This is a genomic window from Bacillus cereus, from assembly GCF_015071065.1.
GTDB lineage: Bacteria > Bacillota > Bacilli > Bacillales > Bacillaceae_G > Bacillus_A > Bacillus_A cereus_BA.
This window is the reverse complement of record NZ_VOVA01000003.1, coordinates 1-16,493: the sequence shown is the minus strand read 5'-3', so window position 1 is coordinate 16,493 and position 16,493 is coordinate 1. Positions and strand designations below refer to the sequence as shown.

The following is a 16,493-nucleotide window of genomic DNA, read 5'->3' as shown; positions in this document are numbered from 1 at the left end:
ATAAAAAAATGCATCTATCCTTATAGGTGCATTTTTTATTGTTTTTTTATTCACATCAAATTGAATCTTTATCTCGCTTTATTAATAAGCTCTATATATTGCAGGTCCCCATATCCTATTGTTGGAAAAAGATTAAACAACCTTTTTAATAGTTCTTGTGTTGATAAATCTTTATTTTTGGAGATATACTTTACTACTACATTATTTTCTTTTAGCATCTCTAAATATAAATCTATCGCCTGATACATTACAGGTAGTACCTCATGAGATGGCTTTTTATGATTTACTAGAACTTCATTATAAACAGAAAAATAGTTTCCTAATTCTAGTTCAATTTGACTTACTTTAAATTCATCCTCTCTGAAGCTATTTAAGTATACTTTGCCCTTATAACCAGACTGTTCAAGGTAAGAAAGTACTGTAAGTAGATTCATTTGGCAAAACATATCTTCACCGAACCATAAAACAATACATTTATACTCTTTCTTAAAAAGATTCTCTAAAGGATGAATAACCTTTTTCATATAATTTTCTACAGTACCTTGGTGTCCTTCTGCTCTTGTTTTAATAAACTCATCATCAAAAACCTGTGTAGTAGTCGCATTTACACACATCGCTTCATTAAATGGAGCGTAATCAGACTCCCTCATTAGTTTTTCACTTTTAAATTCTTCATACATAACTTGACCATTTAATATGTTAAGTACATCTTTATCGAACAGCTCACTTCTCGCATTTCGTAACTGCTCAACCTCTATTTTTCTAGAAATATTCATTTTAAACTCTCCTTCATTATTTATATTGAGTTTAACAAATGATTGAATAGGCATTTTGTTAAGTTGAAATTCTCTCGGATTTATTCCAAAAAGATTTTTGAAAGCTCGGCTATATGCTTCTTGTGAGGAATACTCGTAATCAAAGACGATATCAATTATCTTTCTACCCTTCTTTAAATCCTCAGTAGATAAATACAATCTTCTAAGAAGAATATAACGCCTAATACTTATACCTGTTACTTGATGAAACTTAAAAGAACAATAATAAGGAGAATAGCCCATATAATAAGACAATTCGTCTAACGAAAATTCACTTTTTAACTTCCCCTCAATCCAATCGATCATAAGTTGTATATGCTCATTCATTTATTTCACTCCTCAACGAAAATTATAAGGGGTATCAATTTCTTTCTTTTGATATTTCTTGTGGTTTATTATATAAAACTACTAAATAACAGCATTATTTTTTGATTTCATATTTTCTCATCTACCTAAGTTTGTCACATGTTCACTATACTTTCCAATATACAATTCCTACGTAAATATGAATAGTTTCATTCAAAAAACAAACTCTCTGTATTGAATCAAAATGTATTTAATATTTGTCTGCTAATTAATTACTTTGTATTAAAGTAGACCGCTTCGTACATTAAGGAAGGTTTTTTATTACCGATTCTCGAATCTGCTTAAGATACTAGATTAGATATACATTTTAGAATAAAAAGTATACTTAAAGTGAGAGGAAAGGATTTTAAAATGACTAATTCGGAAAAAGAGATACTCCAACTAATTAATGAACTATATCCATTAGATTTTATTGGCATTCATTCAGTAACAAATGAAATGTATCAATGTCTCACCGCACAAGGTACTTACTTCGTTAGAATTACAAACTATAAAACATATGAAGAGCAGTTAGAAGAAGTTACATATACGAACTTTTTATATCAAAAGGGCTTAGGAGTCCCTCCCATAATACCTTCTTTAAAGGAGAATTTAGTAGAGAAAATAACATTAGACAAAGAGCTTTTTACTGTATTATATAAAGCTGCTCCTGGTATACATTTACCAAGAAACGAATGGAATTCTAATGTATTTAAAAAGCTTGGTCAACAAATTGGTAAATTACATCGTGTATCTAAAAACTTTGAAAGTATTGAACCAGTAAAACATATAAACGACTGGTATGAAAATGAAGAGTATAATTTTCTTAACTATATCCCAAAAGAAGAAACTACTATAAGAGAAATTGCATCTGACGTTTTAACTTCTATAAAGGAACTGCCAAAGTCCACTTCAAATTACGGCTTAATTCATGGAGATTTATGGTTAGAAAACATATTAGTGGACAATGATTTAAATTTAACAATGATTGATTTTCAAGACTGTGAAAAACATTTTTACATATTCGATTTAGCTGTTCCAGTCTATAGCGCGCTAGAATATTCTTTTGCTGGAAATGGGAATATTGTTGAGTATGAGAATTCTATTACAAAAGCAATCATTGAGGGATACAAAGAGGAAAAAGATTTACCTAAAGAAATGATAGACCAGATTCCATTGTTTATTAAATTAAAGGAGATTTTTGAATATAGTTTAATGCATATGTATTGGGATAAAGAAGAATTAACTGAGGAACAAGTACGGATAATGAATCTTTATAGAATAAAGATTGAAAAAAGTCATTCTTTAAACACAGTTGGTTTCCTATGAAGTACGCCCCAATTGTTACATACAGTCTAACAATTGGGGCGTACTTTTCTATAGTTAAATTTTCTTCAAAAGACAAAATACAAGTAGCGAAACGATATTGAACCGTACAGTAACCCCTATTTTTCAAACCATTCAACAGATTTATCTAGCCTAATACCATCCTCAATATTGCTTTCTTCCAAAGTATTTGCTTTAGCTTGAATACAGATAAAATAGAGCGGTTCACTTGAATTATTACGCCAAATTCTTTCCCCTTCTTGTGCTACTCTAATGACAGTGCCCTCTTTGATTTCAAGGATTTCATCATCAATCTTGAATTCCCCTTGTCCCTTGACAAAAATGTACAGCTCTTCATTTTCTCTATGCTTATGATAAAAAGGCATTGAAATACCTGGAGGAAAAACATTAAGTGAAACTTCCATCCCTGTACATTGTAAGTCATCTTTAAGAAATACCTTTCCAGGAGCTTTAAATGGATTTCCATCTTTATATTGAAGCAGATCCTCCCACTTTCCTACTTGAACAGCACTAAAGTTTTTACCTTCCATTGTTGAATTAACAAATTGACTCATTTGTATTCCCCTCTCATATTTGTTTTTCATGATTTCACTTTGTAATCTCTAATAAATGAATAAATTCTCTCACCAAAAGAAACCAAACAGTCTCTTTTTTTCGGTAAAAAAACGGCTCAATTAGCCATTGTTATTAAGAAGCTTATTATTAAAGATTGTTTTTTTACATCTTCATCTGTCTCTATATTTTATTTAGAATTTCTAAAAAGCGAAGCAATAAAATTTTTATTAATTAGTATCTATTTTAATTTGTAAATTAAGGACTCAGCAGCTTCCATCACAAGCTCACTTAAAGTTGCGTGAGCATGAGGTGTTAATGCAATGTCTTCAACTGTCATACCTGATTCGATCGCTAAACCTATTTCAGCAATCATTTCTGATGCACCATTTCCCACGATTTGAGCACCTACTAATACACCATCTTCTTTGCGCACCAATAGCCTCAAGAAGCCTTTTCCTTCATTTGATACAAGTGCACGACCGTTTGCTGAAAATGACGATTGAACCACTTTTACTTCCATGCCTTCTGCCTTTGCTCGCTCTTCAGTATAACCGACCGTTGCTAATTCAGGATTAGTGAAGCAAACTGCTGGAATTGCCAAGTAATCAACAAATGATAGTCTACCTGAGATAGCTTCAGCCGCTACCTTCCCTTCATAAAATGCTTTATGTGCAAGCTGCGGACCAGCAATGATATCACCGATAGCAAAAATGTTCGGAAGGTTAGTACGGCATTGTTGATCAACTTTTAATAAACCGCGGTCAGAAAATTCAATGCCGATTTTTTCAAAACCCATATTTTCAGTATTAGGGCGACGACCAACTGTTATTAATACATAATCAGCGTCAACTTTCTTTTCTTCACCGCCAATTTCATAGGTAACAATTACACCGTTTTCAGCTTCTTCAACACCTTTAGCGGATGCATCTACTATTACTGTAACACCTTTTTCTATAAGGTCTTCTTTCACAATTTGAGTCATTTGTTTATCGAAGCCAGTTAAAATGTCTTTACCTCCTTCAATAATTGTTACTACAGAACCAAGGGAAGCGTAAGCAGAGCCTAATTCAGTACCAATGTAACCGCCACCGATTACAACCAATTTACTTGGAACTTCAGTTAAATTAAGTGCACCTGTAGAGTTAATTACACGATTTGTAAATTTAAATGTTGGAATTTCAACTGGGCGCGATCCAGTAGCTATAATTGCATTTTTAAATGTATATGTTTGAGCTACATCTTTATTGGTTACTCGTATAGTGTTAGCATCTATGAAATAAGCTTCACCTTTTATCACTTCTACTTTATTACTTTTTAATAACCCTTCTACACCACCTACTAATCTTTTTACAACGCTGTTTTTAAATTCTTGTACTTTTGCGAAGTCCACATTTACACTGGAAGAAAAAATACCCATATTTTCTGAATGCTTTGTTTCCTCAAAACGATGACCTACAGAAATAAGTGCCTTAGATGGGATACAGCCGACGTTAGCACATACGCCGCCAATATTTTCTCTTTCTATAATTGCCACTTGTTGTCCTAATTGTGAAGCTCTAATCGCAGCAACATATCCTCCAGGGCCAGATCCAATTACGATTGTTTCAAATTCTCTCATATCCCTTTTCACACTCCTCCAAAAATTAGAAACAGGTAGGCCGAAATCGTTCATACTCTACACATTTTTCAATTTACTATTTTGTAATAGTACCAATATTCACGATGACCTAAAAATAGATGATTAAATGTTGTTTCCAGATTGGTAAATCCCCTCAAATTTCAGATAACCTCCTTAAAACCAATGCATCTTCAATTGCACTAAAATTTTTACATTCCATAGTAAATTGGCTCATTTGTATTCTTCTCTCATCTGTTTTTTTATAGAATTTCTATAAAGTGATCACCCCCTTAAAAAGAAACCAAACGGTCTCTTTTTTACGATGAAAATTACGGCTCATTTAGCCGTAATTTGTTTTTTAAATTCAGCCAGTAGCTGAGAAGATACTGTGTCAAGGTAGACTATATCTTGGTATAAGCGTGATAAGGCAAGTGCCCCTTCAAGAGAAGAAATCCAGACAATAGCAATCTGCTTTGCTTGCGTATCTGGTTTTAACTCACCTTTCTCAATTCCATTTGTAATAATCTTTTCAATCATTCCAAGTAATTGATTCATTGCTATCTGTGCTTGTTCTGCCATGGGAGGATGAGAATCATCTGCCTCTAACGTTACGTTCATGATTGGACAACCTCCAGGAAGAGGATCATTATGAACGAGAGATGTAAAAACAGAAATAAAAGTTTTTAACTTATCAAACGTATTTGATGCTTTTTTTATTTCTTCAACATAACGCACCTCCATTTGTGAGGTTGCGTGCTGGAAGGCTTGAATAGCTAATTCATCTTTATTTTTAAAGTGACGATAGATGCCACCCTTCTCTAATCCAGTCTCTCGCATAATATCAGAAATTGAAGAACCACTATACCCTTTTACATTAAACAGGGCAGAGGAACGATCAAGAATCATTTTTTTTGTTAATTCACCTTTACGCATAGTGTCCCCCTAAAAGAAAACGTTTGGTCTCTTTTAAGTATATGACAAATCGAAAAGAATTAGCAAGAAAATAATGGAGAGAATCAATGAGTAAAAAATAAATGAGTCACTATCCTAATAGGGGCCAAAATAAAGAAATGCATACAGCTTATATTTACAGGGGTTTATTCTCTGCCAATCTAGCCGCACTAATAATAGGAGCCCATTGGAAAATTTCATCCCTTGATAAACCTGTATTTTTGCAATATATATGTAAATACATTTCAGCCAATTCCACCGAATGCTGTGAATATAATAAATATGTCCGAAACACATCTGCACGAATATCACCTGAACTAGCATCAATCCAATCTATAATTTTCACATCATCATCGCTCATAATTAAATTAAACGGATGTAAATCACCATGACATAATCTAGGTTCAAATACGATTGAATCTAATTGTTTTAATACATTTTTCTTTTGGTTTTCATCCAATTTATGTACAGATTTAATTTGACGCTCTAACCTTTGTCTCATTGGTTCTATTTCATCTGTATTCACACATATAGCATGAATCTTTTTCTGCTCATTAACACAAATACTTATGTAATGCTCTGCCTCATTTAAATTATTAAGCAGGAGATTACCAATACTGTCCCCTTTTACATATTCCATAATAATAGCCTGTCTATCTTGTACCTTTGTCACTTCAAATACGTTTGGAACTGGTAGTCCGCATGAATAAGCGTATTTTTGTTTTTTCGCCTCATTAATAGATTCTGTATCTGGAAGATATTCCTCAAACAATTTAATAATTTTATTTTCATAAAGATATATCTTCGCAGTATTCCCCTTAGCTATCGGCTCACCTAAATTCAAGTTTTCCCCTCCTTAAAACATATAGTATTACTCCTGACATCCATGTTTGAAATTCACTACATATGGTAGGAAACCCTGCTGCTCATATAAATGCTGTTATTGCAACAATCTTTGAAATTACAAAGGTTATATACATATTGGAAATAACATTTATATTATTTTTTTACACAGTTATAAAGATTCTTTAATGAGGTTAATAATCTTTTGTTTCGTTTCACTTAAATAATTGTTATTTTTAGTAGAAATTAATATACCAATCGGAATTTTAGAATTAAAGCTTTTAATCTTAAAGGATAGAACTTCTTCATTTAAAATTGTACCTTTCGGAATAATTCCAATGGCATTCCCAAAGAGCATTTGTGGAATAAGGTTCAACGCACTACAATTGTATACTCTTTTTAAAGATAGATTATTTTCCGCTAATAAAAAACTTATAGATTGATATGAATAACAACTACTTTCACCTACAATTATGGGGTAATCTATAATATCAAATACTTCGACAAATTCTTTTTGTAGTAAAGGATGATTCGGATGATTTACTATAAATTCAATCTGTTCATCACATATTCGAGTGAATTTTATATTTGAACTATTATTATCTCCGCATACCGCAAAATCAATCTTATTTTGTTCTATCATTTCTGATAAAAGTGCAGTATTTCCCACTACAAATTCACAATGTATATATGGTTTTTCATCGTTTAAAAACTTTAATATTATTGGAATTAACCTTTCAGCGAAAGATTCTAATAGACCAATTCTCAAACTCCCCCGCTCCTCATTACTAATACGTTGTGCTTGAGATTTGGAATATTCCCAGTGTGTTAATAAGTTTTCTACTTCCTCTGCAAAAAGTTTGCCCTCTTCTGTTAATCTCGCATCCCATCCTCTTTCAAATAACAGAAAACCTATTTCATTCTCCAGCTTTTTTATATGTGTTGTTACAGTTGATTGGGCATAGTTTAATTGTTTAGCAGCTTGTGAAAACGTTCCTTCTTCAATAATTTTTTTAAATGTAATTAATTCTTTTATTTCCATTTGATACACCATCTTTATCGATTTTATTGATAATAAGTTAATATATTTTCAATTATACAAATGAAATTATTGGAAGTAAAATAAAATCAAAAGAAAGGAAGTGCTCTAATATGCCATTTGTTACTGTCTATCATCCTGAAGAATTATCCGATAATAAGTTATTAAAAAATGTAAGTATCAAAATTCATCATTCGTTAATTGAACATTTTAATATCCCCGAAAACGATTATTTCCAAATGTTTTTACCTTATCCATCTCATCAGCTATTTTATGATTCTTCTTATCTATTAGAGGGTTCAACAAAACGATCCGATAATATGATTTATGTTTCTATTACATGTGGACCAGGAAGAACAATTAATCAAAAAAAAAGATTTGTATAATGCTATAGCAACTAATACGTCTAATATATTACATATCTCTAGCGCTGATGTTTTCATTACATTACATGAGACATCTATTGAAAATTGGTCATTTGGTCAAGGAATAGCTCAAATGTTAAATCAGCATAATAACTAGGCTTTATATTCCTTAAAACAATACAAACTTACCGCTCTCTATAACTATATAGAAAGTGGTAAGTTTAATTTTCTAGGAATATCGGAATGAAACTCCTGTGTATGCAAAATAGAAAATGAATACCCTTGCTGAATAAATGATATTTCATTTTGTTTACTTTCAAATGGAACACTATTTTTCTTAAAATTATTTTGGATTCGTTGGAAAAATGCATGATCCGGTGTTCCGAATGAAACATGTACTTTCGGTGGTAAAGCTTTCATCGCAATGGGGATCCACGGTCGCTGCCACCAGGTTGCAACGATATATGCAGTGCCACCTATAACAAAGTTGAAAATATCCCCATCTTCCTTCGTTTTCATGTCTAGATTTGACTTCAACCATTCTGTAAATACAGGTACACTTTTAACCGGAAGACCAATTTCACTTACGTATAATATGTTTAACGGTGAATGCGGAACTAATATATTTTCCTCAACATAGCTATGTGCGATAATTTCAAGAAGATTTCCATCGCCATCTCTAAAGTATAAATTGAAAAGACCGCTCTCCTCATCAATTGTATGACCATCTTTCCATTTCGTAATGAGTAATCCAGACCCTTCAAGCCATCTTGCTGTTTCATGAAATTTTGAATATGGAATCTCAAAGGCGAAATGCGCAGGTGCAATTGGTTCATATACTTCCTGGAAACTAATTGTTGTGTATGGTGTTACTTCAAATTGAATAAATGATGCTGTTTCTTTTTTTATTGGAAAAGATAATATATCTCCGTATACTTGTTTTACTCCTTCTATGGAAACAGTTTGTAGTTTTATATCTGAAATGTGTGTAATCATTATAATAAACCTCCAAATTCATTATGTCTATTAGTATTGTATTTCAAAAACTAACAGAAAAAATCCATCTGGAGATTGAAAATTTAATTAACAAACTACTACTTTTGTATTAGAACAGTTAAGTTGATATAATTGTCTAATCCTATAAAATCTTAACTTCAGCCAGTGTGCGTATAGTACAAATAATTAGTACGAACGACCACATCAAGCTATAATAAGTAATATCTTAAGCTAAAAGGAGTGTTGTATTGTGAATCAAAGAATTGCTTACTATGATGCTGCACCTGATGCTATGAAAATTATGATGGACATGGAAAAGTACACGAAGCAATCAACGATTAATCGAACGACTAGAGAACTTATTAAAATTAGAGTTTCTCAGATCAATGGCTGTGCTTACTGCTTAGATTTACATACATCTGATGCGCGAAAAATGGGAGAGACTGAACAAAGAATTTATTGTTTAAGTACTTGGGATGAATGTACTTTTTATACACCAGAAGAAAAAGTCGCTATTGAACTAGCTGAGCATATTACACTTATTCCTACTAAAAGAGTTCCTGATTCCTTATATAAACGAGTATGTGAACATTATGATGAAAAACAATATATTGACCTTGTCTTGATTATTAATCAAATTAATAGTTGGAATAGAATTTCTATCGCGATGGGAAATACACCGGCTAAAAAATAACACTCTAAGCAAACATCTTACTTACTCTATACGTTATTTCTTTATTACATACACTTCAAAAAGGTTGATTCTTATACATTACAAGAATCAACCTTTTTAAGTTATATTGTATAAAGACTTTACCAATGTTTTCTTATTTCTTCTACTATAACTTCCGGATAATCCCAATGTAACAGATGGGTAGAATCTGGGATTAGTTTTACTGTCGATCTTGTTCTCTCACTAAAAATACTTGCTGTCTTCCCTCTATATTCATCCCAGCTTTTTGGTACTGTCGCACGGAGTAATATTATATTAGCTGGTAACTCCTCATATATATCTATTGTTTCATCTTTATGCATACCCTTTATAATATTACTAGCCGTTGTACCTCTCGCATGCCAATATACTTTGTCATCTATTTCTATTCCAAGATCCTTTACTGCAAGTTCTAATAATGGAGACCACCTTGTATAAGCTTCTTTTTCACTTCTAAAGAAATCATCCCAATTGTTAAATGTATATTCTTCAAAGTCCTTTTCATAGTAAGCGATTTCATCTTCCATCGTTTCTTCTTTAAGCCTTTTCGTTTGATATCCTCCATCAATAAGAATACTTCCTAATACTTTTTCTGGATTATTTAACAAATAAAATAACGCGACGAAACTCCCCCAAGAATGAGAAAGAAAATAAAAATGTTCAATTTCAAGTGCATTTACAATTTCATTTAGCCAATGCGCTAAATGTTGCATCTCATAATCTTCCATTCGTTCAAATGGAGCTGTTTTACCGTGTCCTGGTGCATCAATAGAAATAAATCTATAATCTTCTTTTAATTTCTCTGCAATTTCTATAAAACTTAAACTCGTACTACCTAATCCATGTAGACAAAAAATAACGGGCTTGTCATTATTCCCCCATTCAGTAATATGTACATTTATCCGGTCATTGTTAATAAAGTAACGTTTCATAATAATCATCCTCTATATTTTGATTTTCGGATTTATTACTGTACTTATTTCTGTTATTATCAAACGTTTCCTGCCTTACATGAACTAAATTATTTTTTTCTACGAAAAAAGCTGATTCTCTTGAAAGAAAATCAGCTTTAAATATAAATGTAATTTGTAATTAAGATTTAACAGCAATAATCATAAACCTTTTTGAATTCGTACGAATCCCTTTTTCGGAACTATTAGCGTCAATGAACTTTTGTAAAATATTAAAGTCCTCTTCTTTTTCTCCAAATCTAGGAATAATAGGCGTATGTTTTAATAAGAAAATGAGATCCTCAGGAGTACTGTAATAATCGATTACATCATATTCACGTACTTGCACGAGTTCAAATCCTGCACTAATAAGTTCACCCATATACTTATCTTTTAACGTACCATCTCTTTCACCTAAACATTGCCCTCTTCCAAATGCTTCTTTTAAATTTAATTTATCATGCTCACTAACTTGTTGTGTTAAGAAAAAAGCACCTTTTTTCATTACTTTTGCTAATTCAGATGCTACAAACGGCGCATGACAACTTGAAGTAATATCAAAATGAGCATGCGGAAACGTTAAAAATTCAGAATCCATTTGAAGAAATTCAACATTTTGTACACCTGCTTTATTCAAATTGGAATGTGCTGTTTTGATCATTCCATTAGAATTATCTATTCCAATCAGTAATGCAGCTGAAGATGCTATTTTTAATATATTCTCTCCTCCACCTGTGCCAACATCAAGTAGAATATCTGATGGTTTGCATCTTTCTTTCACTTCGCCATAAAAGTCCCAAGTGTCACATTTTAATTTACTAAAGTCCCAGCCATTTGATCGTCCCACTTTATCATAAAAGTTTTTATACTCTAATTCATTCATTTTATTATTTCCCCTTTGCAAAAAAGCATTAAATGTCTAATTATGATGATCCCCGAAATAGACTCAAAGTTGATATTTTGGTAAAAAGGCATACATCCCCCTTTATAGCTGGTACGCATTTTTTTCAGTCCCGGGCAACTAGTTACTTCGAACAATACGGCACTTCATCGATTTCACCTCATTTGGAAGATTATATGTATAGTAACCTGTATGTTTAATTATATATTATAAAATACAAATTATTTAAATAACATATTCCCGCACACTATATATAGTTTACATAATAATATTATATTTTATTTTTATCGATATATTCTAAATGTCCTCTTCCCCAACCACACATACTATCCAAAACTGCACTTACTGTTTTTCCATGCTCAGTTAAGCTATATTCCACTTTAGGTGGTATTTCTTGATAAATTTCGCGTTTTATTAGTTGATCTTTCTCTAATTCACGAAGCTGTTTCGCTAATGTCCCTTGAGATATGTCTGGTATTAATCGTTTTAATTCACCAAACCGTTTCGTTCCATCTGTTAATAATATAAATAAAATGAGTGGTTTCCATTTCCCGCCGATTATTTGTAATGTTGCTATTACCCCTTTTAATTTCGGTTCTTGTAAATCCATTTTTCTCACCTCTCCCCTCACATCATAAATCATAATGAGAAACTTTTCATATTATTTATCCGTACGAGAAGCGATTAGTACGAAATTTGCGACTAAGTACATATAAAATGCGTACTTTTCACTTACTATCTTTTAACGAATAATAAAAGCATAGCAGTTTTATTTTAAAGTTTATATCAAGGGAGAGGTCAAAATATGTCTATTACTACATTAAAAGATAATCGTATCGTTATTATTGGTGGGAGTTCTGGTATTGGATTAACTACAGCAAAACAAGCAATTGAGCAAGGAGCTCACGTTGTTATTGCAGGAAGATCGGAAGAAAGATTAAAGGCTGCTCAAGAATATATAAATAACAATCGTCTTCAAACCTATGTATTGGATAATCAAAATAAGAGACAATTACAAGATTTTTTCAAGAAAGTTGGTAATTCTGATCATTTATTCACACCAGGAGCCTCTTACACACTTGGACCAATAACCGCTACGGATGAAATTGTGGAAAGTAGCTTTATCGGAAAGTTTTGGCCTCAATATTATGCCGTAAAATATGCAATTCCTTTTCTTTCAAACTCTGGATCTATTGTGTTAATGTCTGGTGCATTTAGTCAAAGACCGCTTAAAGGTGCACCTGCTTATGGAGCTTGTAATGGCGCTATTGAAAGCCTAGGAAAAGCTTTAGCAGTTGAATTAGCCCCAATTAGAGTTAATGTTGTTTCTCCTGGAACGATACAAAGAGAGAATGAAGAAAACGAAAAAAGACTAGCTGCTTATGAAGGTTATAAATCTCTTTCTCTTGTACAGAGACCTGGGCATAATGATGAAATTGCACACACTGTCATGTATTTAATGCAAAATAATTTCACTACAGGTAACGTATTGTTTCCTGATGGAGGATACACATATCATTAATTTAATTTGATTCAAACGTATATTATCTTGAGAGTTTTTATTTAAAACACAATTTTCATTAGGTGTAAAATCATTATAACTCCCCCCATTTATTTTCATAATTTAACTTATAGTTGATGAATCAAACCGACAAATCATTTAGCTATACATTTTTGAGCGCAATAAAATAAAAAAAGGCATAAAACATGCCTTTTTTTATTACTTATTTGTTTATCGGATAACACACCTCTGTAACCCATTTATTAGGATCTGATTCCATCGCTGGACTAACGTGATAAATATTAAACATCGGTCCGGCTAATTCATAACCTTCCGTTTCAATCCATTTTGCTGCCGCCTCATTTACAGCTGTCATTTGTTCGTAACTTCCGTTAACTGTTATTGAAGCTACATAGGATGGATCTATCTTTTTGAAATTAACATCTTTTGTATTTTCATGCTCCCCTAAAATATTTATCTGTATTTCTACATCCACATCATTTTCCTTATATTCTTGATCATGGAATGTAGCAATACTATAACTCGGATTAGCTATACTAATATTTTTAACATTAATTTCTTGCATTAATATACTCCATAAATCCCCTTCGCAATTATACGATGGAATAACCTTTCTAACACTTGCTATATTTCTTTCTGGCATTTCTTTTAATGAAACATGATAGTTCATTTCAATAACATCCTCTCTCATCATTTTCATTGAGTCTTCGAGGAGACGTAATTGTTTTTTGAGATCGTCCATTTCTTCCTTTATTTGAGCACTACGATTTTCAAATTGTGACTTTATTACTTCAATATTTTCACTCTCTACTAATTCTTTAATAGTGGCAATATTAAATCCCATATCTTTTAACACTTGAATTTGATTTACTTTCTTTAATTGGGCTGCTGAATAAAATCGATAACCACTTTGCTCATCGACTTTTACTGGTTGTAATAATTCCACTTTATCGTAGTGTCTCAACATACGTATACTAATGGAAGATAGTTTTGAAAAATCCCCTATTTTAAACATCATTTCCTCCTATAAATTACATCTGCTTCGAAGCTCAATTCCATCTTAAACAATGACATTACATTGTGTGAGAGTCAACTATTTATAACAGTTTAAACAATTATTTAATGTATTATATTTATATAATTAAAAGCCCTTACGACTTATTTACCAACTCACTTTTCAACGCAATATACATTGATATTAATCCATTTACATTCAATAAAGTAACTATAATACTAATGAGCAACGCTACATCTGCAGAAAACATTTTAATCGTCTGCCACGGTGAATTTGTACTATAAATAAGAAGTGGAATTAAAGTAATAGATAATATTAGAAATAAACTCCCTAGAAAAAGCCAGGTCATTTTTTTACAAATTTTCTTACGTTTATACTTTATTATTAACATAATTGCTGTAATGAAAAGTGCGAATATTAATATTGACATAACAATTTGAACTATTGGTATATTTTTTGGTATATCAACCGGTTCTTCACCATTCAAAATATTAATAATCCCTTTTTTAAATTCTGGTAGTGATGCTTCTTCTAAAACATGATTTTTATTCGTTAAAATCACAACACCCCAGCCAGTGTCATTTAAAATAAATATTTCTGCATGTGAATCAGGAGTTGAGCCTGAATGCCAAACCATCTTTTCGTTTCCATTCATATTTGTTGTCCTCAGTCCAAAACCATAATATTTCGCTGAATCTATTTTATATAATGGAGATAAATAAAGATCCATACTATCTTTATTTAAAAATTGTGTATGCTCTTGGTGATTCAAAAACTTAATGAATTGAATCATATCTTCTAGATTTGCTGTAATATATCCATATGGTGTCCCACCATTATCATACGACACCGTACTTTTTCTTGGTATTCCAAACCATGATTGATAACCTGTTAAATAACCCTTTTTATAAGAATCTTCACTATTTGCTGCTGCACCATTCATTCTTAATGGCTGAAAAATTTGCTTTTCCATATAAGTAGAGTATGTCTCTTTTGAAACTTCCTCAATAAGTGCACCAAGAACGAGATAATTTGCATTACTATATTGATATTTTTGTCCTGGGGGAGCAGTTAATGTTACATTCGACAGTTTCATTACATTTTCTTTTATAGCCGTAGTAGTCTTTGATTGCTTATCTGATAATGCTAAACCTTCATAGGTACTCATTCCACTTGAATGTGTTAGTAGATGTTGGATTGTTATATTTGAGGCCGATTGATTATCTTTTACTTTAAACCAAGGAAGATGTTGTTGCACTGAATCCTCTAAATTTATTTTTTTATCTTCTATTAACTTTACTATAGCTAGACCAGTTAAAGATTTACTTATTGATCCAATTGCAAATGGTGTTTTGCTAGTAACGTTTTTTTCAGACTCTCCAGTAATTCCCCATGATTTTGTGTAAAATACATCTTTATTATGTACAATAGCTACGGAAGCTCCTGGAATTTTATGTTCCTTTAAAAACTTTTCAATATAATTATCTAAAGTAACTCTAATATTTTGCTGAGCGTAAACTTTTGAATGTACAATACATAACACTAATACATTACAAACTATACAAATTAGAAACAATTTATATTTCGATATCTTCATCTTAATGTACTTCGGATAACTTTCTTTTTTTATAAATTACTAAGATTATAGATATTAATAAAGAAACGGTTAAACTAATCATTATTAATATAGAGTTCCACCATTGATTTTCTGTTATTCGAAATAAAATATTATAATTAAATGTATTTTTACTATTGTTTGGATTAAATGATTCAGTTAAGAATATTGAAAGTGTAGTTTGTGAGATGAGGTAAGTAATAATAGAGGTGAATATTCCACTTATGATTAATGTACTAGATTTTTCATTTACGTTTCGAAGTTCTTTCATTTTTACTCGCAGATCAATTTCATTTATTTCCAAAAAATCTTGAACAAATAATTGAGGCGTACCTAGATCATTTATACTATCCTCCCCATTTTCACGACATTCTTGAATATGCTCTAATATTTGTTGCTTAATATTTTCCCTTTCTTCTAAGCTGATATCGTATTGCTTTAATTCCTTAAGTACGTCAGTTAAAAATTGCTTTTCTTTACCGTTTAATTCATTCCTCATTTCAGAAGGTCTCCTTTCAAACCGCTTTTTAATAATGTTTGAATATCAGATTGCAATTCTAACCATTCATTAATTTTCTTCTCAAGACGTATTCTCCCGTTTTCATTAATTTCATAATAGATTCTAACTTTACCACTGTCTGTTACTTCTTGATAAGTATTAACCCACTCTTGATTTTTTAACTTAGTTAAAATGGGGTAAATACTTCCTACTCCTTTCAATTTTAAATTGTGTACTTCAAGTTCTTTCATAATTTCATAACCATAACTTTTCTTTTTCGACAAAATAGATAACACACACATTTCTAAATGACCTTTAATTAAACTTGTTTTGTCCATAGAATAAATTTAACAGAAATATATACTTCATTCAAGTATATATTTCTGTTAAATTTAAAAATTCCAA

17 protein-coding genes and 1 pseudogene are annotated in these 16,493 nt (G+C 31.3%); 4 read left to right on the top strand and 14 right to left on the bottom strand.

Features of this window, described 5'->3' with window-relative positions; all coding sequences use genetic code 11:
* Positions 1–68: 68 nt before the first annotated feature.
* Positions 69–1,142 (bottom strand): helix-turn-helix domain-containing protein, encoded by a 1,074-nt coding sequence (locus FT637_RS10690; protein WP_193646276.1) that lies wholly within the window; start codon positions 1,140–1,142, stop codon positions 69–71.
* 369 nt (positions 1,143–1,511) lie between these two features.
* On the opposite strand from FT637_RS10690, the gene FT637_RS10685 reads away from it, so the two are divergent.
* Positions 1,512–2,489, top strand: coding sequence for a phosphotransferase enzyme family protein (locus FT637_RS10685; RefSeq protein ID WP_193646275.1), 978 nt, complete (start codon positions 1,512–1,514; stop codon positions 2,487–2,489).
* A 116-nt stretch (positions 2,490–2,605) separates the two neighbouring features.
* Here FT637_RS10685 and FT637_RS10680 read toward each other — a convergent pair whose 3' ends face one another.
* The 5 genes from FT637_RS10680 to FT637_RS10660 all read right to left on the bottom strand — a co-directional run bounded on the left by FT637_RS10680 (position 2,606) and on the right by FT637_RS10660 (position 7,516).
* Complete coding sequence (locus tag FT637_RS10680) at positions 2,606–3,061, bottom strand: cupin domain-containing protein (protein ID WP_193646274.1); 456 nt, start codon at positions 3,059–3,061, stop codon at positions 2,606–2,608.
* A gap of 239 nt (positions 3,062–3,300) precedes the next feature.
* Positions 3,301–4,680 carry a dihydrolipoyl dehydrogenase gene (lpdA, locus tag FT637_RS10675; protein ID WP_193646273.1) on the bottom strand — a complete coding sequence of 460 codons (1,380 nt, stop codon included), beginning with the start codon at positions 4,678–4,680 and terminating at the stop codon, positions 3,301–3,303.
* Positions 4,681–5,016: 336 nt separating this feature from the next.
* Positions 5,017–5,613: a TetR/AcrR family transcriptional regulator gene (locus FT637_RS10670; RefSeq protein WP_193646272.1), complete on the bottom strand. Its 597-nt coding sequence runs from the start codon at positions 5,611–5,613 to the stop codon at positions 5,017–5,019.
* Positions 5,614–5,767: 154 nt separating this feature from the next.
* Positions 5,768–6,475: a phosphotransferase family protein gene (locus FT637_RS10665; protein ID WP_193646271.1), complete on the bottom strand. Its 708-nt coding sequence runs from the start codon at positions 6,473–6,475 to the stop codon at positions 5,768–5,770.
* 171 nt (positions 6,476–6,646) lie between these two features.
* Positions 6,647–7,516 carry a LysR substrate-binding domain-containing protein gene (locus tag FT637_RS10660; protein WP_193646270.1) on the bottom strand — a complete coding sequence of 290 codons (870 nt, stop codon included), beginning with the start codon at positions 7,514–7,516 and terminating at the stop codon, positions 6,647–6,649.
* Between the two features lie 110 nt (positions 7,517–7,626).
* Between FT637_RS10660 and FT637_RS10655 the strand changes: the two are divergent.
* A pseudogene (locus FT637_RS10655) lies at positions 7,627–8,035 on the top strand (tautomerase family protein).
* Between the two features lie 44 nt (positions 8,036–8,079).
* Here FT637_RS10655 and FT637_RS10650 read toward each other — a convergent pair.
* On the bottom strand, positions 8,080–8,874 hold the full coding sequence (locus FT637_RS10650; RefSeq protein WP_193646269.1) for a VOC family protein: 795 nt from the start codon (positions 8,872–8,874) through the stop codon (positions 8,080–8,082).
* 250 nt (positions 8,875–9,124) lie between these two features.
* Between FT637_RS10650 and FT637_RS10645 the strand changes: the two genes are divergently transcribed.
* Positions 9,125–9,568 (top strand): carboxymuconolactone decarboxylase family protein, encoded by a 444-nt coding sequence (locus tag FT637_RS10645; protein ID WP_193646268.1) that lies wholly within the window; start codon positions 9,125–9,127, stop codon positions 9,566–9,568.
* 119 nt (positions 9,569–9,687) lie between these two features.
* Here FT637_RS10645 and FT637_RS10640 read toward each other — a convergent pair whose 3' ends face one another.
* From FT637_RS10640 to FT637_RS10630, 3 genes are all read right to left on the bottom strand, one after another.
* The gene (locus FT637_RS10640) at positions 9,688–10,518 is read right to left on the bottom strand and encodes an alpha/beta fold hydrolase (RefSeq protein WP_193646267.1); all 831 of its coding nucleotides are present in this window, start codon (positions 10,516–10,518) and stop codon (positions 9,688–9,690) included.
* Between the two features lie 160 nt (positions 10,519–10,678).
* Positions 10,679–11,419 carry a class I SAM-dependent methyltransferase gene (locus tag FT637_RS10635; protein ID WP_193646266.1) on the bottom strand — a complete coding sequence of 247 codons (741 nt, stop codon included), beginning with the start codon at positions 11,417–11,419 and terminating at the stop codon, positions 10,679–10,681.
* Between the two features lie 289 nt (positions 11,420–11,708).
* Positions 11,709–12,047 (bottom strand): winged helix-turn-helix transcriptional regulator, encoded by a 339-nt coding sequence (locus FT637_RS10630; protein ID WP_193646265.1) that lies wholly within the window; start codon positions 12,045–12,047, stop codon positions 11,709–11,711.
* Positions 12,048–12,242: 195 nt separating this feature from the next.
* On the opposite strand from FT637_RS10630, the gene FT637_RS10625 reads away from it, so the two are divergent.
* Positions 12,243–12,959 (top strand): SDR family oxidoreductase, encoded by a 717-nt coding sequence (locus tag FT637_RS10625; protein WP_193646264.1) that lies wholly within the window; start codon positions 12,243–12,245, stop codon positions 12,957–12,959.
* Positions 12,960–13,161: 202 nt separating this feature from the next.
* On the opposite strand, the gene FT637_RS10620 is transcribed toward FT637_RS10625, so the two are convergent.
* From FT637_RS10620 to FT637_RS10605, 4 genes are all read right to left on the bottom strand, one after another.
* Positions 13,162–13,974: a MerR family transcriptional regulator gene (locus FT637_RS10620; protein WP_193646263.1), complete on the bottom strand. Its 813-nt coding sequence runs from the start codon at positions 13,972–13,974 to the stop codon at positions 13,162–13,164.
* Positions 13,975–14,110: 136 nt separating this feature from the next.
* Complete coding sequence (locus FT637_RS10615) at positions 14,111–15,571, bottom strand: serine hydrolase domain-containing protein (RefSeq protein ID WP_193646262.1); 1,461 nt, start codon at positions 15,569–15,571, stop codon at positions 14,111–14,113.
* A gap of 1 nt (position 15,572) precedes the next feature.
* Entirely contained in the window at positions 15,573–16,088 is a 516-nt protein-coding gene (locus FT637_RS10610; RefSeq protein WP_193646261.1) for a hypothetical protein, read from the bottom strand.
* On the bottom strand, positions 16,085–16,426 hold the full coding sequence (locus FT637_RS10605; protein WP_193646260.1) for a PadR family transcriptional regulator: 342 nt from the start codon (positions 16,424–16,426) through the stop codon (positions 16,085–16,087). Before FT637_RS10605 ends, FT637_RS10610 begins: the two co-directional genes overlap by 4 nt.
* Positions 16,427–16,493: the final 67 nt, after the last annotated feature.

Bases quoted from the DNA above. Each gene is read 5' to 3' on its own strand.
- FT637_RS10605 (WP_193646260.1), bottom strand. From the start codon at position 16,426: ATGGACAAAACAAGTTTAATTAAAGGTCATTTAGAAATGTGTGTGTTA.
- FT637_RS10610 (WP_193646261.1), bottom strand. From the start codon at position 16,088: ATGAGGAATGAATTAAACGGTAAAGAAAAGCAATTTTTAACTGACGTA.
- FT637_RS10635 (WP_193646266.1), bottom strand. From the start codon at position 11,419: ATGAATGAATTAGAGTATAAAAACTTTTATGATAAAGTGGGACGATCA.
- FT637_RS10630 (WP_193646265.1), bottom strand. From the start codon at position 12,047: ATGGATTTACAAGAACCGAAATTAAAAGGGGTAATAGCAACATTACAA.
- FT637_RS10660 (WP_193646270.1), bottom strand. From the start codon at position 7,516: ATGGAAATAAAAGAATTAATTACATTTAAAAAAATTATTGAAGAAGGA.
- lpdA (WP_193646273.1), bottom strand. From the start codon at position 4,680: ATGAGAGAATTTGAAACAATCGTAATTGGATCTGGCCCTGGAGGATAT.
- FT637_RS10625 (WP_193646264.1), top strand. From the start codon at position 12,243: ATGTCTATTACTACATTAAAAGATAATCGTATCGTTATTATTGGTGGG.
- FT637_RS10680 (WP_193646274.1), bottom strand. From the start codon at position 3,061: ATGAGTCAATTTGTTAATTCAACAATGGAAGGTAAAAACTTTAGTGCT.
- FT637_RS10650 (WP_193646269.1), bottom strand. From the start codon at position 8,874: ATGATTACACACATTTCAGATATAAAACTACAAACTGTTTCCATAGAA.
- FT637_RS10620 (WP_193646263.1), bottom strand. From the start codon at position 13,974: ATGTTTAAAATAGGGGATTTTTCAAAACTATCTTCCATTAGTATACGT.
- FT637_RS10640 (WP_193646267.1), bottom strand. From the start codon at position 10,518: ATGAAACGTTACTTTATTAACAATGACCGGATAAATGTACATATTACT.
- FT637_RS10690 (WP_193646276.1), bottom strand. From the start codon at position 1,142: ATGAATGAGCATATACAACTTATGATCGATTGGATTGAGGGGAAGTTA.
- FT637_RS10670 (WP_193646272.1), bottom strand. From the start codon at position 5,613: ATGCGTAAAGGTGAATTAACAAAAAAAATGATTCTTGATCGTTCCTCT.
- FT637_RS10615 (WP_193646262.1), bottom strand. From the start codon at position 15,571: ATGAAGATATCGAAATATAAATTGTTTCTAATTTGTATAGTTTGTAAT.